The sequence below is a fragment of the Bacillus cereus group sp. MYBK30-2 genome, assembly GCF_051915945.1.
GTDB classification, from domain to species: domain Bacteria; phylum Bacillota; class Bacilli; order Bacillales; family Bacillaceae_G; genus Bacillus_A; species Bacillus_A paramycoides.
On record NZ_JBQAFR010000001.1, the window covers coordinates 666,987 to 693,867 of the forward strand.

Consider the following 26,881-nt stretch of genomic DNA (forward strand, 5'->3'; position numbering starts at 1 on the left):
ACCTGCACAATAAAAAGCCCTGGAGCATATTCATAAAAAAATTCATGCTTCAGAGCTTTTGTATATTTCATGTTATTCATTCATTAAGCGCCTTCTGTACCATAATCTTCAATTGTTAACTTAACATTATATTTAATTGGAGTCTTACTAAACACTTTATCCCAATCCTTTTCAACTTTCTTCCATACTTTTGGATACTTGATTTTCAAACTAGTATTAAAGCCAGCAACATCAGTTTTATATTCCTTTTGAATTTTTTGTAATGTATGCTTCACTAACTGCCTCACTTCCTGTTGGGCAGCTTGCTCCGCCCTTTTGAGAAATGTATTTTTAAAAGTTTCCTCTGACTCAGCCCAGTTTTCGGATAATCGCCCCACAGACTGAATATTTACATCAAAAGAGATTTTATTTCCTTTAACATGGGGCTTAATTTTACTTTTCATAGATTTCACTTCATACATAATAAGTTTTTTCGTCTTTTTATCAAAACTTTTCACCAGACCACTTTTCCCTTTTCCAGTTATCCACATTAAGCCTTCCAATTCATTCTCGTTTAAAAAGCCACGAAGTTTTTTTGTACGCCCCTTAATTACAGCAGCACCAATATATTTCACTTCTCCATTTATGGAAATTACATTCGGTAAAAGAAAACTCGCCCCAGATTTCACCTTTCCTGGTAATTTAGCAAGCGGCATAGGTGGTAAAATTCGTGAGGATCTATATTGATTATCCTCAATTTCAATTAAGCGAAATGCTGGAATTTCCCCTGATTCTTTTGATTTTAACGCATCACTAGCCTGTCCTCTACTAACCATAACAAAACAACTAGGTCTCATCTCATTATCCCGAATATAGATGTCCAATAACTGTGTTAAATTATATGTTCGGGCAATACTTTCGCTTACCACTATCACTTTCGTATGATGAAAAATGATAGGCCTTTGCCTTCTTAACGCAACTTCACGAATTGATTGATGAAGTGAATCTCCTGTTTCTGCAACATTCATGTAAGCTTTTTGTTGTGATACTCCACCTTTTCCTCCGTCAGACGATGATTGTGCTTTAACGAATTGAAAGGTGGTTGTTATCAAATTCTTCTTCTTATATCCTCCGCCCTTTTCTTCGATTTCTTTCTCAATCTTTGTTTCTTTTTCTTTATCAATTGCTAAACCTACAGCGAAACCTAGTTCCTCAATTTCATGACTACTCCAGCATCCTGTAAGTAATAGGAGAAAAGCAATTAACGTGAATCCTATAAAAAATTTTCTATTTTTAATACTTTGGCTCATGCCTGTTTTTCCTCCCCTTCGAAATCATAAAGAGAAGAAATGGAAGAATGCCAAATAAAATTATCGCTGCATTACTAAGCATATTTCCAAATTCAAATAACTCATTGATATTTTTCGGAATTTCAGCAACAAGATATATTACTGGGAGTAATCCATACAAAAAAGAATGAATATTTTTATTAAAGAGCTGCGCTAACCCTAAAGCAGCTGCATAATAGCAAATTGTATACGTTGCAAAGATTTGCATAATCCATATCACTAGTAACAAAGATTCAAACCGTTCAAAAATTAAGCCTTGAATTTCAAAACTTCTCATAAGGTCAATTGTCGGCCATGTTCTCACCAATACACCATCGATAGAAAACGCTCCTATAACCATTACAACTGTAATAACATAAAAAAGTAAAGGAATCGTAGTGCCAATTATAACAACTTTTACAGCTTGAGACGGTTTCTTCATAAATGCTAAAAGTAACAACATAATTTCTGCTCCCGAATATGCCATAGTTGTTGTTTTTAGACCTTTTAGTACAGGAACAATCCCTAATCCTAATACAGGACGAAGATTATCGAGTTCAAATATTCCAATGCTCATAAAAGATGTCACTAAAAATATAAAAACTGTAATCGGAAAAATAATTTCAAATAAACGTGCTATCGCATTTATTCCGCCTAGATTTAAATAAAGACTTATCCACATGAATGGCATAAGAATAGCCCAGTCAGGCGTACCTTCTAGTAGAAAAAAACTTGTTATACCTTCCAACGTTCTAAGTTCAAATGAAGAAAGTGTAAAAAAGTAACTAATAATCAATAAACTAAGTAACACCCCAAACCATTTTCCTACAATTTCTTGACTATACTGATAAAATGTTTTTTCAGGAAATTGTTGACTTAACTTTACGATAATTACACCCGCAACCATCGCAATTAATCCACCTAAAATAACAGTTATCCAAACATCAGGTGTTTGCACTTTCTCAGCCGCGGTTCTAGGCAGGGTGAGAATTCCGATAGCAAGTATATAATTGATAAGAATAACAATTGCTTGGGAAGTGGGAATTTTGTCCTTTGAGTTCGTAATCATTCCTCTTCACTTCCTTTCCGTACATAGTCTTTTAAATTCAACATTTTCGGACGCCGCTTCATCATCTGAATTGGCATACGAACCATAAAATCCTTCCAATCAGTAAATTGATATAAGACAGCCGGGCTAGCATAAGGTACACCAAAACTTTTAAGCCTTGCAATATGACTGCATATAAAGAGGAAAAACAGAATAACTCCATATAATCCAAATATTGCGGCGGAAAACATTGCTACAAAGCGAAGAATACGTAATGGAATTGCTGTACTATAATGCGAAAGTGCAAAAGAAGAAATAGCTGTGGCCGCCACAACAATTACCATTATTGGACTCACAATTCCAGCTGATACAGCAGCTTGCCCAATGATTAATCCTCCTACAATTCCCATCGCTGAACCAATCGGCTTAGGTAGTCGTAACCCTGCTTCTCGTAAAATTTCGATAGCAATCTCCATAAATAGCGCTTCTATAATTGCAGGAAACGGGACGCCTTCCCGCCCTCCTATAATTGAAATTGCTAACTTAGTCGGAATCAATCCAGGATGAAATGAAATAAATGAAATGTACAGAGCGGGAGCAAAAAGAGAAATAACAGCTGTTCCAAAACGTAATAAACGAATAAGCGTACCTGGAATCCAACGTTCATAATAATCTTCTGGTGATTGCATCATCATACTAAATGTAACCGGAACAATTAACGCAAAAGGTGTTCCATCCAATAGAATTGCAACCCTTCCCTCCATTAGTGCAGCGATTACTTTATCAGGGCGTTCCGTACTCTGTACTTGCGGAAAAGGACTAAGATAATTATCTTCAATAAGTTGTTCTACATAACCTGACTCTGGCACATTATCAATATTAATTTTCTGAATTCTCTTTTTAACTTCCTCTACTAATTCCGAATCAGCAATCTCTTTCATAAAGGCAACAACCAATTCTTTTTTTGCTCGTTCTCCCACATGAAACTTTATTAAAGATAATCCTTCGTTTTCACCATGTAACCGTAACAAAGCAGTATTATCCGACAAAACTTCTGTGAAACCTACCCGTGGACCTCTGACCGTCCCCTCTGATATCGGCTCTTCAACATTGCGTGTTTTTCCTTTTTTTGTATTAAGTATTAATACATCTGATAGTCCATCAATTAATAACGCCGTTGAACCCATTAACACCTTTGACATCATTTTTTGCACAGATTGCACTTCTTCTACTCCACTAATAGGAAGAACTCGATTTTTAATAAACTCTTTTGAAACACTATCTTTCATATTAGATGATTCATCTTTATACTCATCAGGAAAATTACACATTAATGATTTCATAATGTGCATATCAATAAGATCTTTATTTGACAGCCCTTCTATAAAAACAAGAACTGCTCGAATGTTTGTCCCACCTATGTTAAAATCTCGACAATAAACGTCCGAGTTATCAAGTGCTTCTTTTTTTATAGTCTCCAAATCTAAGTTAAAATCACCTGTAAAGTAGTCTTGAGAAACTTTAGTAGGCTTATCCTCATATGTATTACCCTGTCCTTGTGTTTGATTAGCCATTGAATCCTGTGCTTTCACCTTCATCACTCTTTCTCTAAAAAGCTTCCAGTTACATTAGAACCTATTAACTTTTTTTCCTAGTACTTCCCTTCTTTGAGTATCCATATTTTTTCTTCGATTGAATCTAATATTAATCCCTCAATTAGTTCGTTGTATTATTCTTTTTCTAATGTACGAATCCAACTGAAAAATCTTGAAATCATATATGGAATAACAAGTACGATAAAGGCTTGTATAAAAATTTTCCACTCTGGAACATAAAAAATAATTGTTTCCCACATTTTAATCATCCTATAACAACATATAATATAGAAAATTTCCCACTCAATGGAATTTCTTAAAAGTTATTATGTCTGATAAGAAAATTTTAATTCACTTAGCACTTCGTCATTCATAGTTTTCATTATTTATATTGAATATTCAATATAAATAATAATTAATCTGCCCTAAATATAATTAAAAGGTTGCCTTAAAATCAGTTTCACTGACTTAGTCGGCAACCTTCTTTTTATAAATTATCTTCTTTTTGTAATCGCTTTTCTTCTTTCCAAAGTTTTCCTGGCCAAAAAGCAAAACGTCCTAATACAACTGTAATTGCTGGTACTAATAATGGTCTTACAATAAACGTATCTAGTAATATGCCAATTGCAGTCACAATTCCGAATTGAACAAGAACTTGGATTGGCAACGTACCTAACACTGCAAAAGTTCCCGCTAAAATTAAACCTGCTGATGTAATCACACTTCCTGTTTGCATAACACCATTTTTCACTGCATCTAAATGATTTTGTTTTTTTCTGTTTTTCCATATTTCAGAAATCATAAAGATGTTATAGTCTTCTCCTAAGGCAACTAAAAATACAAATGCATATAACGGGATCGCACCTTGTATTGCAGGAGCCCCCATACCAAAATGAAGTAAAATCCACCCTGCTCCTAAGGCAGAGAAAAATGATAAAACAACTGTTACAATTAAGTAAATCATCGCAACGATTGAACGTAAATACACGAGTAAAAGTAGAGCTATGATACTAATCATAACCGGAATAATTACTGCTTCATCACGCTCAGTAATTTGCTTTGTATCATATAAGGAAGCTGTTTCTCCTCCAATCCACAAATGATTCTTAGCGTTAGAAATGCCTTCTTCTTTTAATACCTTTTCTACACTATTTTTTAATTTAGGGATTTGATCTAATGCTTCTATAGAATATGGATTTTCCGCTAAAGAAACTTCATACATTTGCAATTGATTGTTCTCTTTTCCCCTCATTGGTTCTTTCACTTTATTAACAAAAGATAATTTCTCTAATTCTTGTTTAATAGATAAATCTTTTCCTTTTGAATCAACTACAATCTTTACTGGTGCTAATTCTCCAGCTGAAAAATGATCAGAAATTAATGTAAATCCTTCGCGTGATGGCATATCTTTCGGGAAGGATTCTAACAAATCGTATGTGTATTGAATACGTGGTACAAATGAAGCCAATCCTCCTAATAAAAATACGGTTAGCATGATAATTGTCCACGGTTTACGTACAACAATATCGCTAAGCTTTTTACTAAAGGCCCCCTTTGTAATTTTTACTTTTACTACTTTCTTTTTTTTATTTGCATACTCTTCATTCATTTCATCAGTTCTCGGTATAAATGGGAAAAATGCAGCTCTACCGAAAATTAATAATAATGCCGGAAGAATTGTTAATGCAGCAATTCCCATGATGAAAACAGCGACACTAAATGGGACTGCAAATCGATGAAAAGCTCCATAATGTGCAAGTAATAATGTTCCTAACCCTAGTACTACAGTTAGTGCACTCATGATAATCGCTCCGCCTGATGCTTTTATCGCAAGTTGCAATGCTTTATATTTACTTTTCTCTTCTAATAAGTACTCTCTATACCTTGAAATAAGAAATAAACAATAGTCCGTTCCTGCTCCAAATAGTAAAACTGTCATAATCGATATAGCTTGTGCATCAACTTTAATCCATCCATTGTCTGCTAAAAAGCCCAGTGTCGGACTGATAATTCCATATGCAAAGCCCACAACAAGTAAAGGTAAGATTGCTAAAATTGGAGAGCGATACAATAAAATTAATAAAACCAACACAAGTAGTACAGTAGCAACTAATAATTTCACATCAGCTTGACTAAATAAACTTACCGCATCCGTTTGAATACCTACAGGTCCAGATAATCGAACATGTAAGCCAGAGTCACTAATTTTTTGTTTAAATGGATCTTCATCCACCTTACTATTCACTATTTTTCGTAACTCTTCTAAATTACCTTTTAATACATCCGTTCCAGCAGTTTTATTAAAGAATACTGGTGTGACAAATGATGTACCATCTTTTGATGCACTTTTTGAAAGTACTTGCTCAGGGATTGTATCAAATGGTGGTAACAATGATTGTTCTTTTAAAGGATCAATTTTTAACTGTTTATAAACGTCCTGTATTAATTTGTAGTCTTTTGACTGCAATCCACCATCTCTATGCCATACAATTAACAACGGGTTTCCTGCATTATTCGGAAACTCTTTTTTCATAAGTGCTTCCGCTTGTTGTGACATAGCTGTTTCAGGTAGATTCTTCGGATTAGGATCCTTTGTACTATTTACTTGGGGCAACGTAAATGAAAGTACTAATGTAATAAGAATCCATACCGCTAATGTTATCCATTGCGTATGCTTCCCTGCTACAAGCTTCCCTAACGTGCTTAACTGGTGTTTTTTCATAAAAACCCACCTTCCTTTTTTCTCCCACTATTAATTATATATACTGGTCAGTTAATTAATCAAGAATGCTTAAAAATTATGTTATAATAACCTCAATAATTAATGTCAGGAGCGAATGTATTTGGAACAAAAACAGCGTCCTCTCGGAAGGCCCCGTCAAAATAAAAATACAAAGGCTACAAAGGAACTAATTTTAGAAGGTGCAACTCGATTATTTCTCACACAAAATTATCAAGTAGTTTCGATGGATGAGGTCGCGAAAGAATGTGGCGTTACAAAGGCAACTGTCTACTATTACTACTCAACAAAAGCTGATTTATTTACCGCTACAATGATTCAAATGATGGTGCGTATAAGAGAAAATATGGATCAAATACTCTCTACAAATAAGACTTTAGAAGATAGATTATTGGACTTTGCTAAAGTATACTTACACGCAACGATGGACATTGATATGAAAAATTTTATGAAAGATGCAAAACTCTCTTTATCTGAAGAACAATTGAAAGAATTGAAAAATGCTGAAGATAAAATGTATGAAGTATTGGAAAAAGTAATCTATAACGCAATGCACAATGAAGAAATACAAAAAGGAAATCCTAAATTAGCTGCTCATGCTTTCGTAGCATTATTATCGATTGGAAATTATAAGGATGAGAATCACAATCCTATTCTTGTAGATATAGATGACTTAGCAAAACAAATTGTTTCGTTTTATTGGAATGGATTAAGTAACTAATATCGAATTAAAAATAGTTTAAGATTTACTTAATACAAAAGTAACTGTTTGCTTAAAACATGATTTGATTAATTAAATGTTGTTAACTTAAATAAAAGAGCATGTTATTGAAAAGTAATGTTCAAAACATGCTCTTATTTATTGTAATTAATAAGTTTCTTTATATAAAAAGTTGTTCATTGTTAATAATAACTTCACAAGAAATGATAATTTGTTATTATCATTCCCTATAATCTTTGGATTTGCTCATTAATTCCCCCCCTACTTAACCCTCCGTGGTAACAAACTACTGATTCAATATCTAGATCTAAATATTTCTTCAAAGACTGTTGTGCTTCTTTTATATCCAAAGTAGTTTGGGCATGAACTCCCCCTAGAACACCGTTTACACTATACATTGAATCCCCAGCAATAAGAATTTTACTTTGTTTCAAGTATAAGCTAATATGCCCAGGAGTGTGTCCCGGGGTATGAATAATAAGAATCCCGCCACAATACGGAAGTTCTTGACCGTCAATCAAAGTATCACTCACTTTTCCTTTCGGTGGATTCTCTACGTTTGCACCCTTCAATAAATGTAAATCCCCCTCAATATAAGGCTTATCTAGCCCGTGAGAATAAACTTTAATATTGCTTCCACAGTTTTGTAATAGTTCAGGAAGACTACCTATATGATCTATATCCTGATGCGTCAAAATCACGACGTTAAGTTTATCAAGCGGCACTCCAACCTTATCCATTGCTACTCGTATATCTTCAATTTGTCCAGGGAATCCAGTATCTATTAAAACTGCCATATCATCATCCCACAAAAGAATTGGATGAATAATATACCCATGAAATTCAAGATGCAACATCTCTACTCCCTTAGCAATCTCCATAACTTTAGTCCCCTTTATAATTAGATTTTTGAACTCTAAAAATAGTTTTGACTACAAAAAAATTTATTAAATAAAGCCCCCTATCGTTTAATATATTTCGTCATTCCAATCGAAAATTCCTCAAATCCAATAGATTCATAGTACGGCTTCAAATCCTCAACACACATAAGTTGAGGAATAACTCTATTTTGTTCACAGTACCTGTTTAATCGTTCTACTATTTCCTTTCCAATTCCTTTGGACTGATATTCCGGTAATACACATACTCCGCAAATAATACCAGTAATTACACCATCTGATATAACGCGCCCCATCCCTACTAATTTTTTGTTATCATAAACATAAATTGCATACCAACTTTGTATACACATTCGTTCTAACTCGTTAACCGTTAATTTAAGAGAATTCCACCCCAAAGATTCATACAAGGCTAATAATTCATTAAAATCTTTATGGGGTTCAATTGTGTACTTTAAAATAGTTTTCATGTAAATACTCCCTATTATCCTTTGGCTTCTATTCCACTAAATTACTCTGTAAAAACTCTTTTGACCGGCGTTAAACTGACTAGAACAATACTTCAATAAGTAAAAATAAAATTCCTTCTCTTTAAAAACACAATGAACTAAATACAATTGATTCCATATATATTTCTCTATTTATTATTTGTTTAGTATATCGTGAGTGTAATTATCAGTTTTAATCTGGTGAAAAAGGTATATCAAGATTTACGAAATTTTAGTTTCAGTAATAGTAGATAAACGGAACTGACATATAGGACATGTAATAACCATTCTTAATATGAGCGGTGACAAAGGGAAAAGACTCCTTGTAAAGAAATTGGATACTATCTAGCTTCTCATGGTGAGCGAGTGCTTTTAATTGATGTAGACCCTTAAGCAACCCTAACACAATCAATCTTTTAGAAAATTAGTATAAACATATCTATGGATGTGAAAGTGAATAAAACAAGAATTTTCACGTTTGTACGTCTAGTATTAATATGGTGATTATATATTTAAAAGTTGCACATTATTATTGGTTAGAATATTGAGAGATATTAATAGGGCAGCATAATGGAGGAATCTTTACCGCAATAATTACAACACAAACAAAAAAAGCCGCTTTTGCGACTCATGAACTTATAGAACTAACGCATGTGTTAGTTGAATTACTTATCGTTTAATCGCATCAACAATTAGTGATGGAAAACCAAGTTTATCTCCTTTATTTCTAGAGTCATACCTTTTTGAACGGAAAATAACACCATCGTTAGCATCCCATTCGTTGTAAAAAAATTGTCCATTTTCATCACAATATTCAAGTAAAACTACTTCAAATCCAGCAGTTTCAAACATTTCAGTTAATGTTTTATAATTATGAACTATTTTATGGCTTGCAGCTGGATGGTCTTTAGGTCCAGGTCCGCCTACTTTAACGATATTTTGGTAGGTTTCATCTGGGAAAAATGCATCAGGGACACCACAACGAATATGGCCTGATGGTTTTAAAAATTCATAACAAATTTTAGCCGCTTTTACACCTTCTTCAAAAGTAAGATGTTCCCATACATGCTCAGCTAAAATGGCTGTAATAGAATTATATTCAAATCGTTCTTCCCAAGTAGTTTCAATTAATAAGTTAAGTTCATCTTCTTTAGTTTGAATCCAACCTGGATTATTGTTAAATGCTCCAGCTCCAACTACTACTTTAATTTCAGTATGTTTTATTGCCATCACTTTCACCTCATATGTACTTTAATTCATTAAATATTTTCTATGTTTACTATAAATTTTCCTTCTTCAACTAAGCTGCCGGCTAGTTCAAGAAAAAATCGATTACAATGAAAATCGAAATTACTATTAAATGAGCTTAGGATAGGATAAACAAGCAGAGCAATTTGGGTATTACTACAAAATATTAAATTTGACTTTGTGTTTTCTTCCCCGCAAACAAGAGCGATTCAAACTGCAGAAATGGCTACTAATATAAAAGCTATTCCAGATACAAGATTATAAGAAAAAGAAGGTATCTCACCTTTGTGAGATACCTTCTTTTATATCAATCTATCATTATATTATCCACCAAAAACTATACAGCTACATACTATAAGAACAAACAACACTAATAAACTATTTGAGAAATGACCCATAGAATACTACCCCTTTATTTAATTATGTAAAAGATTTTACCATAAAATTATTTACAGCATAATATCTGAAAGAGACATTAGATTCATTAGTTTTTTATGTATAAAGTAATATTTTATAATCTTTACATTCTCCTCACATAAAAATACTTTAACTTTTCCTCTACTGCATTTCTCACGATTTAAATAACATCTTATTAGTAAATAAATATTTACTAATACCAATAAAATCATTTGATTTTAAATAAAAATAGTAATAAAATAATTACTAAATCAATAAAGGAAGCGAAAAATAATGACCAATAAAGAATTATTAAACGAATACATGAATTTATTATTAAATATGTCAGGTACTTTCAAACTGTTATCTGAGAAATCCTCTGAATTTACACATTTAGAGCAACACGTAGTTGAGTATATTGCCCAGCAAAAAGTCGCTGTAAATTTGAAAATGATTGCAAGTTACTTAAACATACCTAAACAACAATTAAGTGTAACAGTTCGTAATTTAGAGCAAAATAGATACATTGTAAAAAAACAAGACACAGTAGATAAACGAGCCGTTTTAATTTCCCTAACAGAAAAAGCTGAAAAAGTACATTATGAGAGATGGAAACAAATTTATAATAATTTCACAGATAGTCTTGAAAAACTAAATGAAGAAGATCAACGTGATTTAACTTACGGACTTTATAAAACAAATAAAATGCTCTCGAAAATGCTAAATAACGACTAAACGGATACAATAATTTATTGTTTATTATTAAACGGAGGATGTTTCATGATTAAAGAAATAGATTTACATTCAGTCCAAGGTACTATGCTTATTCCACTTTGGGGACGAGCGAACGGAAGTGAAAAAAATAAAGATATTTTAGATGATATGGAGGCTATTCGAATTATTAAAGATTGCGATTTTGATTTCTCTAGAATAGCTGACACCTTTGGTGAATACGGATGCATAACTTACATTGCCCGCGCACGAAAAATTGATGATACTATAAAACAATTTATTAGTAAACATCCGAATGCTACTATTGTAAATATCGGTGCTGGACTAGATACTACATTTTCAAGAGTTGATAACGGTACAATACATTGGTATAACCTTGATTTGCCCGATGCAATCTCTTTTCGTAAAATATTAATTGATGATTCACCACGAAATATAAGCATCGCTAAATCATTTTTTAATACTTCTTGGTTCGACGATGTAAAGTATGATCCAAAGGACGGAATCCTTTTTATATCCGCAGGTGTTTTTTATTACTTTAAAGAAGAGGAACTTAAAAAAATCATTGTCGCTATGGCAAAGCGTTTTCCTGAAGGAGAGTTATATTTCGATGCGGAATCAAAGTTTGCACTAAAGCTTTCCAATGCTACTGTAAAAAAATCTGGTAATAACAGTGCTATGATGCATTTTCATGTCAATAATCCGAAGGCAATAGAAAAGTGGTCTTCTAATATAAAAGTGTTAAGCTGCTCCCCCTTCTTTAAAGATATACCTACAAAAAAAGATTGGGATGGTAGTACACGTATAATGATGCGGATTGTAAATTTAATAAAGATGTTGAAGTTTGTTCATTTGCGATTTGAAAAATGATCAATCTATAGCTTATATATTATATCGTATACAAAAAAGACCTCAATATAATAAAATCGAGGTCTTTTTTACTTATTTTTCAACTAAGCTAATTGCTAACTTATGTAGAAACAACATTTTTCACTATACTTTTTATTCCTCTAACGACTAGATACCTTGTTTATTCTTAAATTTCGAACTCAACTCGCTCCATACATCAAATTTATTACCATCCAAATCATACAAAACAAAATTTCTACCTACATGACCTCTATTTTCAATTTCACCAACTTTTATCCCTTTTTTAATAAAATCAAGATGCAATGCATGTAAAGTATCTAATCCATCCACTTCAAATGTAATTGAAAATCGTTCCTCACCATTAATATCATAAAAATTCGAGCTTTGATTCTCTTTTGATTTCACTAAAAAAACACTTATATTTGCTAGATTAATAATCGCTTTGTCTGAATCCTGATAGCTTAACTCCGCACCCAACTTTTCTACATACCATTTTGATGCATTAACCGTATCAATTACAGGTAAGTATGTAGTTCCTATCCGTATTAATTTATTATCCATTTTATTAGCTCCCTTTACAGTATGGGGTTAACAATAAAGCCGAACGTATATTCCTGTTAAATATATTCTTTCTACACATACATTATCCTTTAAAAATTTTAATTTTTCACAACGGCATACAAAACAAATTTATATAATCCTTTCTGTTTAAGTTTTTGTCATTATATCGATAGTAGAAATCTCTTCGTTAGTGAACATTTTGTGAATGTTCTCAAAGCGATTTCAGACATCTCCCCTTTTTCACTCAAAATTCTCATGTTTAATAACTTTATTTTTCATAAAGGTTTTATATATCCCAATGTTGTATTACTACATATACCATTTTTTCGATATCAATACTTAAAAATAAGGAGATTAAATAATGGAACAAACCATTCATATTGACGGTTTCGTCAAACCTGGGTTTGAAAAAGTTAAGGATGCATTTATAGAAAATTTTACAACTCGTGAAGAATTAGGGGCGGCATGTTGTATCTATTACAATGGTGAGTGTGTTGTTGATCTATGGGGTGGTTATCGTGATCACCAAACTAAGGAATTTTGGACAGAAGATACAGCAGTTCTCATATTTTCTGGGACAAAAGGGTTTGCTGCTCTTGCATTAGCTTTAGCTCATTCAAAAAGGTATATAGATTACGATGAAAAAGTATCTACTTACTGGAATGAATTTGGGAGAAATGGAAAAGAAAACATTACAGTCCGGCAGTTACTTGCACATACAGCGGGATTATGCTGTATTAATGAATTACCATTACATACACTTAGTGACTTTGATACAAAAAACGTTGCCCCGTATTTAGAAACTATGAAGCCAGCTTGGGAACCTGGTACAAAACATGGTTATCATACTTGGACAATAGGCTGGTTTATAAGTGAGTTAATTCGTCATGTAGATCCAAAAGGAAGAAATCTTACTCAATTTTTCAATGAAGAAATTTCAGGGCCCTTGCATGCCGAAATGTATATTGGCATCCCCTCTTCTCTTCCAGATGAACGAATTGCGACTATTAAAGGAATCCAATCTATATTTGCTATATTTAAAAACTTCAGCTCTTTTCCTAAAAGCTTACTATGGGCATTTATGAATCCAAAATCATTAGCAAAACGTAGTATGTTAGATCCAAAAGGATTATTAGCTCATGATAATTTCAACCGAAGAGAATTACGAGAAGTAGAATTCCCATCTGGAAATGGTATTGGGGTAGTACGTGATATGGCCAAAATATATAGCGAATTTGCTAATGGTGGTCCTCACTTAGAAATAATCCCACATACATTAGATGAATTGTCCAAACCACCTATCCAAACGAAAAATGGCTGGCGTGATGTTGTCCAAACCGTCGACACGGCATTTTCATTAGGATTTTTCAAGCCGTTAACAACCGGTTCTAATTATGGAAATTCTTCATGCTTTGGTCATCCAGGGGCAGGTGGCTCTTTATGTTTTGCTGATCCAATAAATCGAGTTGGTTTTTCATATGCAATGACACGGGTTGGTATGCAAATGTTTGATGACCCTAGAGAAACGGCAATCCGTAAAGCTTTTTATAAAATAATTCTATAATTTCCGTTTAGGTATATGAAAAAACGCTAGGAGGAAGATTATGAGAGAGAATGAATTGTACGCTTATCACATTGTTACTAGAAAAAAAATGAACCTCGGACAAATCATAAACTTTGACAAAAATCAAACTAATACGCTATATCACTTCTTTTTTGAAAGAGAACAATTAAATTCTAATGGTGAAGATTCCATTCAAATTTTAAAAAATCATTATACCGATGAGGAATTACATATAAATATTGAAAATGCTAAAGTAGTTATGAATTATATGGACCATACAATTAGAGCGATTAGAGAAACTATTGTGGAAATGGTTAGGCTGCAAGAATTTCCTGAATATCCTTCAAGATTGTCTTGCTTATATGCTTCCAAAAGCTATGAAGATGCTCTGAAATGGAAAGAGCTGTTTGATTCTTACAATCGAGAAGTTTTGCAGATTGTTAAACTACGAGTGATTGGCAGTTCTTTTGAAGGTGACGGAAACCTTTTACCGAAAGAAGATGGTATTCCTTTTTCTCAAAAAATTGAACAAGCTAGAGAGTATTGGCAAGGAAATGTTAGAAATGAACTTCCTGAGCTACTGATTAATGGAAAAATTGAAGTGATGGAAATTATAGATGATTTTTCACCAATTCGTATTTAATTCTTGATTAAATATTATAGGACGGAGATTACAATGATGAAAAAAGTGTACTTCAATCATGATGGTGGTGTAGATGATTTAGTTTCACTGTTTTTATTACTTCAGATGGACAATGTGGAACTTACCGGGGTCTCTGTTATACCAGCAGATTGCTATTTAGAACCAGCAATGTCTGCAAGTCGTAAAATTATCGATCGTTTTGGTAAAAGTAGTATTGAAGTAGCAGCATCAAACTCTCGTGGAAAAAATCCATTTCCAAAAGACTGGCGGATGCATGCGTTTTATGTAGATGCTTTACCAATTTTAAATGAGTTTGGAAAAGTGATAACACCCACGTCAGCTAAGCCCGCACATCATCATATAATAGAGACCCTTCTACAAACCGATGGAAAAACAACTTTATTATTTACAGGGCCCCTAACTGACCTTGCCCGTGCATTATATGAAGCACCTGTAATCGAGGAAAAAATTGAACGTCTAGTTTGGATGGGGGGTACATTTCGTACTGCAGGCAATGTGCATGAACCTGAGCATGATGGAACAGCCGAATGGAATTCATTTTGGGATCCTGAAGCAGTAGCTCATGTATGGGGAGCAAAAATAAAAATTGATTTAGTGACGCTAGAAAGTACAAACCAAGTTCCGCTAACATTAGACGTACGTGAACGCTGGGCAAAAAATCGTAAATATATTGGTGTCGACTTCCTTGGTCAATGCTATGCGATGGTCCCCCCTCTCGTTCACTTTTCAACTAACTCTACCTACTATTTGTGGGATGTATTAACTACTGCACTTGTCGGAAACACTGATCTTGCAAAAACTCAAACGATTAATAGTATCGTTCATATATCCGGGCCCAGCCAAGGACGTACAGTGGAAACGGCTAATGGACGACCAGTAAATGTCGTTTATGATGTAAAACGTGATGTGTTCTTCGAATATATTACTGATTTAGCTAAAAAATCTGCTAATCGAAACCCACACTATATGAAAAATAACTTTTAAGATTACAAAACTTATATTCTAAAAAATCCCCCCTAAAAGTAACGTGTTATAAATGAACTCTTGTTTAAGGCTAGAAATTACAACGAAAAACTTATTAAAAATGATATAGATGCTCCAATAGTTTATCTAAGTCACGAGGATGGAGAAGGACACGGATATAAAGTTGCGAATAATTTCATTGAATTCATTGAGAATTGGTCAAGGATAGCTTTTGTAGGATGTGAGGATTCAACCAGTCCTGAAAGTTGTTTAAATTCAGATGATGAGCCCGCAAAAAGATTTAGAAATTGGTTGGGACTAGATATTTAATTATTAAAAAGAGTATTGAATTAACTTTCAATACTCTTTTTGTGCAGTTAAATTGTTTTGGGTCAAAATAAGTTTCAATTTAATTAAAGTTAGGTTTTACAGATTAACCATTTCATAACCATTTACAAAGTATGTTATTGTTTCTAGTTCATCTTCATTTAATTCTCTATCTAGTTCTTGTTTATACGCTTCCTTTATCTTCTCTACATTACCTTTATGTATCTCCGTATATGTTCCTACTGTTTTTAATAAACGAATTTCTTGTAAAAATTCAGCCCGATCTATAGCTTTCCCATGTGAAAGAATATATGTCTCGGCATCAAATCCCTCTAATTCTTGTATCAATTTAAACGTTCGTTTCGTCGTATAGTTCCACTTCGAAGAAAAAATATCTGCATAAATACAGTCTCCTAAAAACAATATCTTTTCTTCTTTAATATAAATGACAACGGAGTCTTGCGAATGATCTCCACCCACATGTTTTAACACACACGTCACTTCACCAAGGTCTAATTCAAGTTGATTCTGGAACGTTAAGGTCGGCGGAATAATTTCAATATTTCTCGGTTGTTCATTGAACTCTTTTTTTATGCACTCCGCACAAAATTCAATTTCTGTACCTTCCTTCACTCGTGCATCCAATGCCTCATCTGTCCATTCATAAGAAACAATTGTGTTCATCTCTTTTTTTGTTTCAAAATGTGCGATAGACAATGTATCTTGTAGTACAGGCAATCCAAAAATATGATCCCAGTGCCAATGCGTTAATGCTACCAAATCAGGATTTGAGATATTTTTCTCTTTTAACATTTCTAAAAACAATTGTGCATGTGCTTCTGAATTACCTGCATCTATCATCAAAGTCTTTTCTTTTCCAACAACCATTCCTAAGATTGGTCTATCCGTCTCCGAAACAGGTGTCATATACCAAAATGAGTTTCCTATTTTTTTAATATGCTGCATAACTATTTCCTCCATTTACTATTACGCTCTTGAATTATTATCTGTAAAACCTTCATCCAGCACATAGCACGAAATAATATATATTGCTTTCTTTAAAACGTAGTCACTTCTTCTATCCATTTAAATAAGCATCCCAATCATAGTCTTCAATTTTATAGAATCTACCTTCATCATTTCTTTCATATGCACATAAAGGTGGTTCCTCAAGAAATTTTAAAATAGAATCATCTATATTCAATATGACTCCAACTGAAATAATTTGAAAGTTTTTAGGATCATTTACAAAGTCATCACTTTCATAGCCACTTAATATTGACCAACCAGAGTCACCTTCTTCTCTTGAATCCTCTTTAAGCATAAAGTTAAATTCTCTTTTTTCAAGTACATCATTACTAACAATTACCTTTGTATCAAAATAAAAATCCCAATCTTTTGAAGCTGGATCGTGATATTCCGTATCACATATATTTTCAATTCCAAATGAAATTTTATCACCTATTTTTAAATCTAAACGATACGGATTATTGTTGAGTTTCCCTACAAACTTCTTCTCATTTCTTTCAGTGATTTCCACCCACATTCTTTCACCATTAAACCCATCTTCTTCCTCATTTTTAGTTACAAAAATTAACTTTACCAAATCTCCAACCTTTAATTTCTCCAACACTTCTGAGCTAGGAAGGTAGAATGTATATGGCGCTCCTTTATCTAATTCATAAACATTATCTAAGTACCAAGACATCTTTTTCTCTCCTTAAAAGCTTTTTACACTCATATTTTTAAAATAACACTATTTTTTCTTCCGGCAAACTACTACCATAGAATAGCAATCTTCCCCTAACTCATTTCCTTCCCAATCATTATATATATGTAATAATTCAAAACCATTAGCTACTAGTAATCTTTCTAACTCCTGCGGATACGTATAGCGAAGATCAATCGTTGTTTTCAGTTCCTCTACTAGCACATCATCCTTATAAAACCTTCTTGTTGTTATGTAGTGCTGTATTTGCTGAATTGAATCATATGTCATTTCAGTATATAAATCACATTTTCTTCCCTTTTCATCACTAATAGTTGTCCAATATTCTTCTGTAGATGGTTGTATTAATTCTTCTTTTGAAGGAAATCGTGTATCGAATATGAATATACCATTCTCAGTTAACACATGATGAATAGATGTTAATAACTTATTTTGATCTGTATTCATAAGAAAGTGCTGGAATCCATGGCCAACCATAAATGCTAACGGAATCGTTTCTTCAATCTTCAATTGTAAGCAGTCTTGTTGTAGCCATTTTACTTTTTTACACTCCGTAGATTTTCTCTTCGCTTCAGCAAGCATTCCTTCATGTATATCTACACCAATCATTTGATATCCGCTTTCTATAAATGGAATTGTAACCCTTCCTGTTCCACAAGCAATATCTAGAATCCATTCATTTTGTATACTTAGTTTTTGTGCCCATGATAGTAAAAACGGAAAATCTGACAAACTTATATTTTCTATATCATATCGTTTTGGATTTTCATATTCTGATAGACTCCACTTAGTTTGCAAACTTATTCCCCATTTCATATTTCCACTTAAATTTAATATATAAATTATAACGGATTAACAGATTTCTCTCCATAATCAAACACGATTATTTGGACTAATCTGCCTCTCCCATTAGTAAGCTAAAAACAAGGGTATAGAATCGGAGTGTGATAATATGGAACGTTTATGGATTCCAATGATCGTTACGTTTTTTTCGTTCGGTGGGTTATTATTAGGAGGCGCTGTTGGATTTGCAACACGCCAACTAATTGAAGAAAAGATGCATCGCTTATACGCATTATGTGGTGGTATTTTACTTGGATTATTATCCCTTGAAATTATTCCTGAAACATTTTCAAGCTATGAAATAATTGGTCCTATACTTGGGATTGCTATCGGAGTATTAGTTATGAGCTTATTAGATAATTATTGCCATCATCCAATGATACATAAAAAAGATCAACAAGCATGGCAAACCTTCCTTTTTCTTTCTTTCGCTATATTTATTCATAATATGCCGAGTGGCTTTGCGTTAGGTACAGCTTTTATAAATCATAATGACTCTGCCATTCCTTTCTTACTTGCGATTGTTATTCACCATATTCCAGAAGGATTAGCGTTAATCATTCCATTTCTTTTTACAAAGCATAAATACATTTCATTTTTATTAACAACTTTATTACTTTCCCTAATTCTAGGTACCGGTACTGTTTTTGGCATTATGTTGGACGGGAAAGCCCCCCTTTTACAAGGACTGATTATGGGAAGTGCAATTGGTTCCCTAGGTTATGTCACAATTCATGAAATGCTTTGGAAAGCAAAAAAACAGTTAACTTTCCTTGCGTTTCTATCATGGTCTATTAGTGGCTTTTTACTTATAACAGTCCTCGCCCTTTTTACTGGTCATCATTAAAACAAATATGTTTTATTATTTGTATATTTTTCCTTTTTCTCCAAAACATAATAGTATCTACCTATTACAAGGAGGAACGATTATGTTTGGAAAAACAGCCGGTGAAGCACTAGTTGACCTATTAATTGATTGGGGTGTAGAGCATATATATGGTATGCCGGGAGATTCCATTAACTCTATTATTGAGCCTTTAAGAAAAAAACAAGATAAAATCAAATTCATTCAAGTTCGTCATGAGGAAGCTGGTGCACTTGCGGCGGCAGCCTATGCGAAGTTAACGGGAAAACTTGGCGTTTGTATGGCTATTGCTGGACCTGGAGCAATCCATTTACTCAATGGTTTGTATGATGCGAAACTCGATCAAGCTCCTGTACTAGCAATTACAGGACAAGTTGAAAGCGATTTACTTGGAACGGGATTTTTCCAAGAAGTAAACTTGGAAAGAATGTTTGATGATGTTGCGGTTTATAATCAACGAATTATGTCAGCTGAACAATTACCTGCTGTGGTGAATCAAGCAATTCGAATGGCATATACGAAAAAAGGTGTATCTGTTCTTACCATTCCAGATGATGTTCCGAAGTTTGAAATAAAAGATGGTGCTCGTATTACAAATTCATCTTTTACTTTACCTGAATTATTTCCGCAAGATGAAGATTTAACTTTAGCCAAACTCGCACTTAACGAAGCGAAAAAACCTGTTATTTTAGCTGGTAAAGGCGCAAAACATGCGAGAGAGTCTTTGCTTGCATTTGCTGAACATATCGGTGCTCCAATCGTACTTACATTACCCGCTAAAGGAATCATCCCTGACGAACACCCTCTTTGTATTGGGGGATTAGGGTTAATCGGAACGAAACCATCTTATGAAGCAATGAAACATGCGGATACTTTAATTATGGTTGGTACTTCTTATCCGTTTACTGGTTTCCTACCCGAAAAAGCAAAAACACTTCATATTGATACAGACCCTGCTCAAATCGGGAAACGTTATGCGACAGATATCGGATTAGCTGGTGATGCTGATAAGACATTAAAATGGTTAATTGCAAATGTAGAAAATCATGAAGACCATTCGTTCTTAGAGCACCACCAAGAAATGATGAAAAAGTGGGAAGAAAAATTACACAATCAAGAAGAAGATTCTTCGACTCCAATTAAACCACAGCGAGTTATGCATGCTCTGCAGAAAGTAGCAGAAGATGATGCAATCTTATCTGTCGATGTCGGAAATGTAACAGTGTGGATAGCAAGGCACTTCCGTATGACAAACCAGCAATTTATCATTTCTAGCTGGCTTGCCACACTTGGTTGTGGCTTACCTGGTGCACTTGCTGGAAAAATTGCTTTCCCGGATAAACAAGTGTTTGCAGTTTGTGGTGACGGCGGGTTTGGAATGACAATGAACGACTTTGTAACAGCTGTTAAATATAAACTGCCAATCGTTGTCATCGTATTAAACAATAATAAGATCGCCATGATTAAATTCGAACAAGAAGTTATGGGTAATATCGAATTCGGCACAGACTTAACGAATCCTGATTTCGCTAAATACGCAGAGGCTTGCGGTGGAATTGGATATCGAGTTGAGAATTTAGATGAACTACTCCCTGCTTTTGAAAACGCAGTAAAACAAAATAAACCGTGTATTATTGATGTAGTAGTAGATGTAAATGAAGCACCAATGCCAGCAAAAATCACATTTGGTCAAGCGGCCGGTTATACGAAACATATGATAAAAGAATTATTTGAAGAAGGTAAGATTGATCTACCACCACTTTAAAATATAAAAGAAAGATAGCTAAAAACAATTTGTCTTCAGCTATCTTTCTTTATTTTTGTACCTCTCTATAGAAAGAAAAATCATTCACAGTAGGTTGTATTTGTTTCTCTACTTTCACTTCTTCCTTCTTCCGATTCGCTCTTCTAACATTTCCTAGCTTAATCGCATCTTGCATACTATTACTAATAAGATTTCCTGACAAGATTGTCATACTATAGAAGGCGATTGGTATAAGTACAATCCATGTATGTGTAGTTAAGTGACGGAAATTTTGACCAATTAAGCCTGTCCATTCTTTCGTTACACTATCTGGATCCATTCCACTGAAGGTTATTGTTCCACCAAAAAATAATTGCAACAAACCAAGGTGTAAGAGAAGTAATAACGTACTCACAAATTGTTGGGCTACTAATAAAAGAAATGATGGTAACAGATGCGGCCATATATGGCGCTTCAACCTCTGCCACTTACTTCCACCGAGCACAGTGGCTGCCAATATAAATTCTTCTTTCTTAATACGTTTTACCTCTTGCGCTATATACAACATAACTGTTGGTACAGCAAGACATGCAAGAACTATAATTTGAAATGCCACTCGCAAATACAGCGGCACAACTTCTTCTCCACTATCAAACGTTAAAACTTCATTTAACATAAAATAGGAAATCATAACCATTGGTACAATACTAAAAGGATCAAAAAAAGATGAAATAACTGGAAATGATCTTTTACTGTACATTCCTAGTAATAAGCCAATAACTCCACCAATTGCCACACGTAAAAATGCGATAACGATACTTGCACCGACTGTCCATTTCGCTCCTTCTATTATTAACTGGACAAGGTCGCGTCCTTTCGCATCACTACCGAACCAAAATTTACTCGATGGTGAAAACGGAGCTGCCTCTAGTTCTCCTTTTTCGTTATACATCATCGTAAGTTCACGAATATTCCCATCGAAAAACAACGTATTCCCAATACTAACAATCATAAGTGCGCTTAAAAAAGTAATACCTAGCCAAAATCTCACATCTTTTTTTACAACTTGCCACATATTATACACGCTCCTTTATAACATTTTGTAAGAACGTATGTAATAAACGAAATAGTATAAAAAGCGGTACGTATAATATTATTAAACTTACTGTAAATATTTCTAATTTTGAATTTTCTTTTACAAAAACAAACATGCCGTACGTATTAAATATCCATTCAATAATATATAAATTTGATAACATGAATAAAATATTTGTTTTTGCATAATAGATTGTTGTTAACAAGACATTTCTTGAAATATGATGTGTTAAAATATGTCGTAAACTAAGCCCTTTACTTTTAGCAAATATACTATACTCTTTCTCTAATTCTTCTCTGAAACGTAATAGTAGTAACTTAATAAATAATAATGTTGTAGGTAAAGTTAAACATATTATTGGCAACAGGCGAGCCCTTTCCTCCCCAATTCCCGCAAGTTTCACTGGCATAAAACCTGTCTTTTGAAAGATTATTACTACTAGAAGTTGAGATAATAAAATTATTAAAATATCTGGGATGCTTTCAAGTGCGACAAAAATCCCATTCCACATTCGTTGCTTTGATTGAGACCGTTGTAATACCCACACAACGAGAAGATACGCAATAAATAAAGACAGTAAAAATGCCGAAATAAATACAAACATTGTCTCTAAATAATGAATCCAAATTTGTGGAAATAATTTTCTTGATTCTCGAAATCCATATGTAATTTCACCCGGTTGAAGTAACTTCCCTCCAAGAAACACAATCGTGTTACCAAAACCGATTAAATCAATTTGCAATCCTTTAAATAAACGAGGGAGTGCACCTAGGCAGAGTATACACAAAATTGCAGCAAATAACTGTAAACAAGTAATCCCACACCATCTAACAATTCGCATCAACATAACTATTACCCCTTGATTTCTTGATAGAATATTCAGAAATAAAAAACCAGATATATTACATCTCTTCAGTTACATCCTGCACTCGCTTTTTCCCATTAGGTAAAATAGCTTGATATAAACACGTAACAAATAATAATAAACCAAATAAAATAATATACAATGTATCTGCACCAATCCATTTCGGAAACAACATTGCTATTGCGCCAAGAGATAACAGTTGGAATCCGGTCGTTAATGGGCTAAGTAAACTTTGAACGCGCCCCATAAATGACTCTTCTACAATTTTATACATCCAGCCCGATAATGCAATATTAATAAACGGTAAAAAGAAAGTCGCAAAAGCTATACATACATAAAAAGACCATACGTGATTTACAAAGTAGCACATACCGAAGAAGACTCCTGAGCCGGCCATCCCAAAAACAATAATAGATTTTGGGGCATATTTCTTACCTATACTCGTTGCTACTACACTCCCGACTAGTAATGAGATTCCTCCAACTACCCCACCTACCATTGCTAAACTTTCATACGTTTCTGGAGCTAATTTGTATTTTAATATGTAAGTAGTCGATACGCTTAAAATGCCATTTAATAGTCCAAATACGATAAATCCTAATAGTAACTTTTTTTAAGTTTCATTTTGGTATATATACTTGAGTCCTTCTTTAAACTCTGTTATTAACATCTTTAAGTTAACTTCTTTCCATTTTGTTCTACCATTCGGCAAACGAACACTTTCTGGAATTGAAATCGTTTGAATTAAAATACCACTCGCAATAAAGGTGAGCGTATTTACTAAAATGCTCCCGTAAATTCCAAATGTCCAATATACCATTGTCGCAATTCCTACACCAAATAAAGCATACAAACTATTTACCATTTGATTAATACCCGCTGCTGCACCGTATTGATCTGATTCTACTACCCCTTGAATCATAGCCTGTTCAGACGGGGAGAAAAATTGAATACATGCATTTTCCAAAAATAAAAATATAAAGACAAGTATAATCATCCCGTAATAAAGCGAAATTAGAATTCCGATATTACAGAGAGAACAACATATATTACTTACCGTACAAATACGTTGTCTATCAAAACGATCCACTACTGTCCCTACTAATAGAAAAAAGATTAGTGCAGGTAATGCAATCATAATTTGCGTCGTCGTTGCGTAAACTGGCTGTTTTCCGTATTGATCTAACAAATAAAACATTAAAGATATTCCAGCAATCATAGAACCGAGTCGCTCTAAAATATTTGCTAGAAAAAAGCGTACATAAATTTTGTTGCGAAATAACTGTAGCATTTCTTTCATACGTAATATCCTTTCCATCGACAAAATATTATTATTTCAGTCATTTCTCGGAAGTCATATTATATTTTTTCGACCATTATCCAATCTTTTCCTTCTTTATAAAAAACAACCTAAAAAAAGACCCTTGTTCAATAATACAAGAGTCTTTGCATTTCTCTTCGCTTCACGAAGTTGGAGTTGATATTTATCTAAAATCTCTAAACCTTTTCGCTAATTATTCTAACTATTTATTTCATCCCAATCTTTTTGTACATTATTAATTTCCCATACACTTCTTAACTTTCTACTACAATAATCCTTAATATTTTCTGAACATTCAATATCACCCGTGGATTTAAATCATTAAAGCTTGATAACATCTCACGTACACGTCTTTATATAAACACACATAAAAAAGCCCTTGTTTTCATAACAAGGACTCTTTTACTAAACTATTTCGCTACCTCTTCTTTCGGCATTACCATACCTTTATAAAGTTGGACAGTAATCCAGTAATAAATGAAATAAATTACTAAAAAGATTCCTATTGGCATCCATACTTTTACAAACGGGTCAACTAATATAAAGCTAAATAAGTTAAGACCTACTAACACGTGGGAAATTCCAATGATCGCTGGGAAGATAAATAAATATGAAATCTCTTTATATATACTTTTTGTTAACATACTACGTCTCACACCGATTTTTCGTAACATTTCATAACGTCGTACATCACGAGAAGCACCCGTTAATATTTTGAACATAAGGGAACTTGCCATCATTGCTAAAAATGCAATTCCAAGGAAAAATCCCATAAACATTGTTCCGCTCATGAAGCTATTCATGAATTGATATATCGTCATTTTCGTAAACAGATTTACTTCTTCACCAGTTGTTTTTTCAATCATTTCTTTTTGTCTTTTATCTATATCAATCAACAACGGTTTATATTTTTTCATATCATCTACTTTTGCTAATGTTACAGTATGTTCAGTTCCTTGAATTCCTTTATAATGCTCTTCGTCTGCAATTCTTACAGGTTTTCCGTTAAATTGATTATGGGTAATTTGTATCTCTCTTACAATTGCATCCTCCCAATCTTTTGGCATACGCGGAAGTTTATTTGCTACATCCGGAGCTTCCAAAGCAGAATATACAGGTTCAGTTAAAGGCTCATTTACACGTTTACGAGCAGGCTCTTTTAAAGTTTTTGTATCAAAATGATCGGAAACAAGTGGTGGTTTCGCAGTTAAATCGTTACGTAAATAATACACTGCTTCTCCATCAACTTTATACTTATATTTTCCTTCTTCTATAATATTCATATCTTTTAATGCCGCTTCATCTTTTTCATTTGGATCATGTATTACGACATCATATACACGTGAAAAGTCTGTCATAATGCCTACATTCTTTTGAAACGCCATACCTGCTGTCATCGCACCTGCACCTAATGCAATTAACATCGCTACAGTGCCAAGTACTCTCGATAAACTAGTTACTCGAAAACGTAACTGTGCATAAGTAAAACTATTTAATCCCGTTTCATTTCGTTTTTTATTCCCCTTAATTTTCATCACAAAAAGTGGAAGTAATGAGCTGAAAATGAAATACGTTCCTAATGTCGTAACAATTGTCGCTATTATAAATCCTAGTTCAGCAAATAGTTTTATATTTACCATAAAATAATATCCTGTACTTACTAGCAATACACCTAGTACTGTCATAATAACAGTGCGGGTTTTACTTTTCTTAACCTCATCTTGCGTTTCATCTTCACGTATTAACTCTAATTCTGTTTTACGTAATAATCGGAAACTATTCATTAAACCAGTAATGAAAAATAATATTAAGAAGAAAATAGATGTAACTAATATAGCTGGTGTGTATACAGATGCATAATTACCTTTTGCTGAAATTTCCATTCCGTTCATTAGAAAATTCCCCGCTACACTAGCAAGTACTATTCCTACTAGAATACCGATAATAATACTGACAATACCCATACCAAAAGTTTCAACAAATAATAATTGCGCTACTTTTTTCTTTTTCGCTCCAAGCATCATATACATACCGAGTTCTTTCCTTCTTAATGTAAGTAAAAAAGAATTGGCATATATGATGTAAAAAACTGTAATGAAAGAAAGTAATATTGCACCAACCCAGAAGACGAGCCTAATACTACTAATGAGACTATTATCTTTTGTAAATTCACTATTCATTGCCATCGTTTGGAACATGTAGAAAATACTAATACTAATCACTAGACCAATCAGTAAAACCATATAGTCTTTTAACATCTTTTTCATACTATGACGTGATAATTTGAATAACATA

At 33.4% G+C, this 26,881-nt stretch carries 24 protein-coding genes and 2 pseudogenes; 10 read left to right on the top strand and 16 right to left on the bottom strand.

What is annotated here, in order from left to right; all coding sequences use genetic code 11:
- Positions 1 to 83: 83 nt before the first annotated feature.
- The 5 genes from ACTFQM_RS03520 to ACTFQM_RS03540 form a co-directional block, all read right to left on the bottom strand.
- A complete protein-coding gene (locus ACTFQM_RS03520; RefSeq protein WP_440033466.1) occupies positions 84 to 1,289 on the bottom strand; it encodes a Ger(x)C family spore germination protein in 1,206 nt (401 codons plus the stop codon).
- Positions 1,273 to 2,376, bottom strand: a complete 1,104-nt coding sequence (locus ACTFQM_RS03525) for a spore germination protein (RefSeq protein ID WP_440033467.1) — start codon at positions 2,374 to 2,376, stop codon at positions 1,273 to 1,275. The genes ACTFQM_RS03520 and ACTFQM_RS03525 overlap by 17 nt, the downstream gene beginning before the upstream one ends.
- The gene (locus ACTFQM_RS03530; protein WP_440033468.1) at positions 2,373 to 3,953 is read right to left on the bottom strand and encodes a spore germination protein; all 1,581 of its coding nucleotides are present in this window, start codon (positions 3,951 to 3,953) and stop codon (positions 2,373 to 2,375) included. Before ACTFQM_RS03530 ends, ACTFQM_RS03525 begins: the two co-directional genes overlap by 4 nt.
- A gap of 131 nt (positions 3,954 to 4,084) precedes the next feature.
- Positions 4,085 to 4,210 carry a hypothetical protein gene (locus ACTFQM_RS03535; RefSeq protein WP_440034417.1) on the bottom strand — a complete coding sequence of 42 codons (126 nt, stop codon included), beginning with the start codon at positions 4,208 to 4,210 and terminating at the stop codon, positions 4,085 to 4,087.
- Positions 4,211 to 4,437: 227 nt separating this feature from the next.
- Positions 4,438 to 6,672: an MMPL family transporter gene (locus ACTFQM_RS03540; protein ID WP_440033469.1), complete on the bottom strand. Its 2,235-nt coding sequence runs from the start codon at positions 6,670 to 6,672 to the stop codon at positions 4,438 to 4,440.
- 121 nt (positions 6,673 to 6,793) lie between these two features.
- On the opposite strand from ACTFQM_RS03540, the gene ACTFQM_RS03545 reads away from it, so the two are divergent.
- Positions 6,794 to 7,411, top strand: a complete 618-nt coding sequence (locus ACTFQM_RS03545) for a TetR/AcrR family transcriptional regulator (protein WP_440033470.1) — start codon at positions 6,794 to 6,796, stop codon at positions 7,409 to 7,411.
- Between the two features lie 227 nt (positions 7,412 to 7,638).
- On the opposite strand, the gene ACTFQM_RS03550 is transcribed toward ACTFQM_RS03545, so the two are convergent.
- From ACTFQM_RS03550 to ACTFQM_RS03560, 3 genes are all read right to left on the bottom strand, one after another.
- Entirely contained in the window at positions 7,639 to 8,292 is a 654-nt protein-coding gene (locus tag ACTFQM_RS03550; protein ID WP_440033471.1) for an MBL fold metallo-hydrolase, read from the bottom strand.
- Positions 8,293 to 8,372: 80 nt separating this feature from the next.
- The gene (locus ACTFQM_RS03555) at positions 8,373 to 8,780 is read right to left on the bottom strand and encodes a GNAT family N-acetyltransferase (protein ID WP_440033472.1); all 408 of its coding nucleotides are present in this window, start codon (positions 8,778 to 8,780) and stop codon (positions 8,373 to 8,375) included.
- Positions 8,781 to 9,467: 687 nt separating this feature from the next.
- Positions 9,468 to 10,028 carry a class I SAM-dependent methyltransferase gene (locus tag ACTFQM_RS03560; RefSeq protein WP_440033473.1) on the bottom strand — a complete coding sequence of 187 codons (561 nt, stop codon included), beginning with the start codon at positions 10,026 to 10,028 and terminating at the stop codon, positions 9,468 to 9,470.
- Positions 10,029 to 10,226: 198 nt separating this feature from the next.
- Between ACTFQM_RS03560 and ACTFQM_RS03565 the strand changes: the two genes are divergently transcribed.
- The 3 genes from ACTFQM_RS03565 to ACTFQM_RS03575 all read left to right on the top strand — a co-directional run bounded on the left by ACTFQM_RS03565 (position 10,227) and on the right by ACTFQM_RS03575 (position 12,044).
- Positions 10,227 to 10,310 (top strand): hypothetical protein, encoded by an 84-nt coding sequence (locus tag ACTFQM_RS03565; protein ID WP_244158166.1) that lies wholly within the window; start codon positions 10,227 to 10,229, stop codon positions 10,308 to 10,310.
- A 426-nt stretch (positions 10,311 to 10,736) separates the two neighbouring features.
- Positions 10,737 to 11,177 carry a MarR family winged helix-turn-helix transcriptional regulator gene (locus tag ACTFQM_RS03570; protein ID WP_440033474.1) on the top strand — a complete coding sequence of 147 codons (441 nt, stop codon included), beginning with the start codon at positions 10,737 to 10,739 and terminating at the stop codon, positions 11,175 to 11,177.
- Between the two features lie 45 nt (positions 11,178 to 11,222).
- Entirely contained in the window at positions 11,223 to 12,044 is an 822-nt protein-coding gene (locus ACTFQM_RS03575) for a class I SAM-dependent methyltransferase (protein ID WP_440033475.1), read from the top strand.
- 147 nt (positions 12,045 to 12,191) lie between these two features.
- On the opposite strand, the gene ACTFQM_RS03580 is transcribed toward ACTFQM_RS03575, so the two are convergent.
- Positions 12,192 to 12,605 (bottom strand): VOC family protein, encoded by a 414-nt coding sequence (locus tag ACTFQM_RS03580; protein WP_440033476.1) that lies wholly within the window; start codon positions 12,603 to 12,605, stop codon positions 12,192 to 12,194.
- 361 nt (positions 12,606 to 12,966) lie between these two features.
- On the opposite strand from ACTFQM_RS03580, the gene ACTFQM_RS03585 reads away from it, so the two are divergent.
- The 4 genes and pseudogenes from ACTFQM_RS03585 to ACTFQM_RS03600 all read left to right on the top strand — a co-directional run.
- The gene (locus ACTFQM_RS03585; RefSeq protein ID WP_440033477.1) at positions 12,967 to 14,169 is read left to right on the top strand and encodes a serine hydrolase domain-containing protein; all 1,203 of its coding nucleotides are present in this window, start codon (positions 12,967 to 12,969) and stop codon (positions 14,167 to 14,169) included.
- Positions 14,170 to 14,209: 40 nt separating this feature from the next.
- Entirely contained in the window at positions 14,210 to 14,812 is a 603-nt protein-coding gene (locus ACTFQM_RS03590) for a DUF2441 domain-containing protein (RefSeq protein WP_440033478.1), read from the top strand.
- A gap of 33 nt (positions 14,813 to 14,845) precedes the next feature.
- Positions 14,846 to 15,817, top strand: coding sequence for a nucleoside hydrolase (locus tag ACTFQM_RS03595; RefSeq protein WP_440033479.1), 972 nt, complete (start codon positions 14,846 to 14,848; stop codon positions 15,815 to 15,817).
- A gap of 93 nt (positions 15,818 to 15,910) precedes the next feature.
- A pseudogene (locus ACTFQM_RS03600) lies at positions 15,911 to 16,126 on the top strand (SMI1/KNR4 family protein); the annotation flags it as partial.
- 96 nt (positions 16,127 to 16,222) lie between these two features.
- Here ACTFQM_RS03600 and ACTFQM_RS03605 read toward each other — a convergent pair.
- The 3 genes from ACTFQM_RS03605 to ACTFQM_RS03615 form a co-directional block, all read right to left on the bottom strand.
- Positions 16,223 to 17,089: an MBL fold metallo-hydrolase gene (locus tag ACTFQM_RS03605; RefSeq protein WP_440033480.1), complete on the bottom strand. Its 867-nt coding sequence runs from the start codon at positions 17,087 to 17,089 to the stop codon at positions 16,223 to 16,225.
- Between the two features lie 112 nt (positions 17,090 to 17,201).
- A complete protein-coding gene (locus tag ACTFQM_RS03610; RefSeq protein WP_440033481.1) occupies positions 17,202 to 17,831 on the bottom strand; it encodes an immunity protein Imm33 domain-containing protein in 630 nt (209 codons plus the stop codon).
- A gap of 48 nt (positions 17,832 to 17,879) precedes the next feature.
- The gene (locus ACTFQM_RS03615) at positions 17,880 to 18,668 is read right to left on the bottom strand and encodes a class I SAM-dependent methyltransferase (RefSeq protein WP_440033482.1); all 789 of its coding nucleotides are present in this window, start codon (positions 18,666 to 18,668) and stop codon (positions 17,880 to 17,882) included.
- Between the two features lie 136 nt (positions 18,669 to 18,804).
- Here ACTFQM_RS03615 and ACTFQM_RS03620 point away from each other — a divergent pair, with 136 nt between their 5' ends.
- Both ACTFQM_RS03620 and ACTFQM_RS03625 read left to right on the top strand, forming a co-directional pair.
- Positions 18,805 to 19,542: a ZIP family metal transporter gene (locus ACTFQM_RS03620; RefSeq protein ID WP_440033483.1), complete on the top strand. Its 738-nt coding sequence runs from the start codon at positions 18,805 to 18,807 to the stop codon at positions 19,540 to 19,542.
- A gap of 82 nt (positions 19,543 to 19,624) precedes the next feature.
- Complete coding sequence (locus ACTFQM_RS03625) at positions 19,625 to 21,325, top strand: pyruvate oxidase (RefSeq protein ID WP_440033484.1); 1,701 nt, start codon at positions 19,625 to 19,627, stop codon at positions 21,323 to 21,325.
- A 49-nt stretch (positions 21,326 to 21,374) separates the two neighbouring features.
- On the opposite strand, the gene ACTFQM_RS03630 is transcribed toward ACTFQM_RS03625, so the two are convergent.
- From ACTFQM_RS03630 to ACTFQM_RS03645, 4 genes and pseudogenes are all read right to left on the bottom strand, one after another.
- On the bottom strand, positions 21,375 to 22,379 hold the full coding sequence (locus ACTFQM_RS03630; RefSeq protein ID WP_427355702.1) for an ABC transporter permease: 1,005 nt from the start codon (positions 22,377 to 22,379) through the stop codon (positions 21,375 to 21,377).
- A 1-nt stretch (position 22,380) separates the two neighbouring features.
- Positions 22,381 to 23,247, bottom strand: a complete 867-nt coding sequence (locus tag ACTFQM_RS03635; RefSeq protein ID WP_440033485.1) for an ABC transporter permease subunit — start codon at positions 23,245 to 23,247, stop codon at positions 22,381 to 22,383.
- 55 nt (positions 23,248 to 23,302) lie between these two features.
- Positions 23,303 to 24,565 (bottom strand): annotated as a pseudogene (locus ACTFQM_RS03640) (MFS transporter).
- Between the two features lie 431 nt (positions 24,566 to 24,996).
- The gene (locus ACTFQM_RS03645) at positions 24,997 to 26,880 is read right to left on the bottom strand and encodes an ABC transporter permease (RefSeq protein ID WP_327917192.1); all 1,884 of its coding nucleotides are present in this window, start codon (positions 26,878 to 26,880) and stop codon (positions 24,997 to 24,999) included.
- Between the last annotated feature and the right edge of the window lies 1 nt (position 26,881).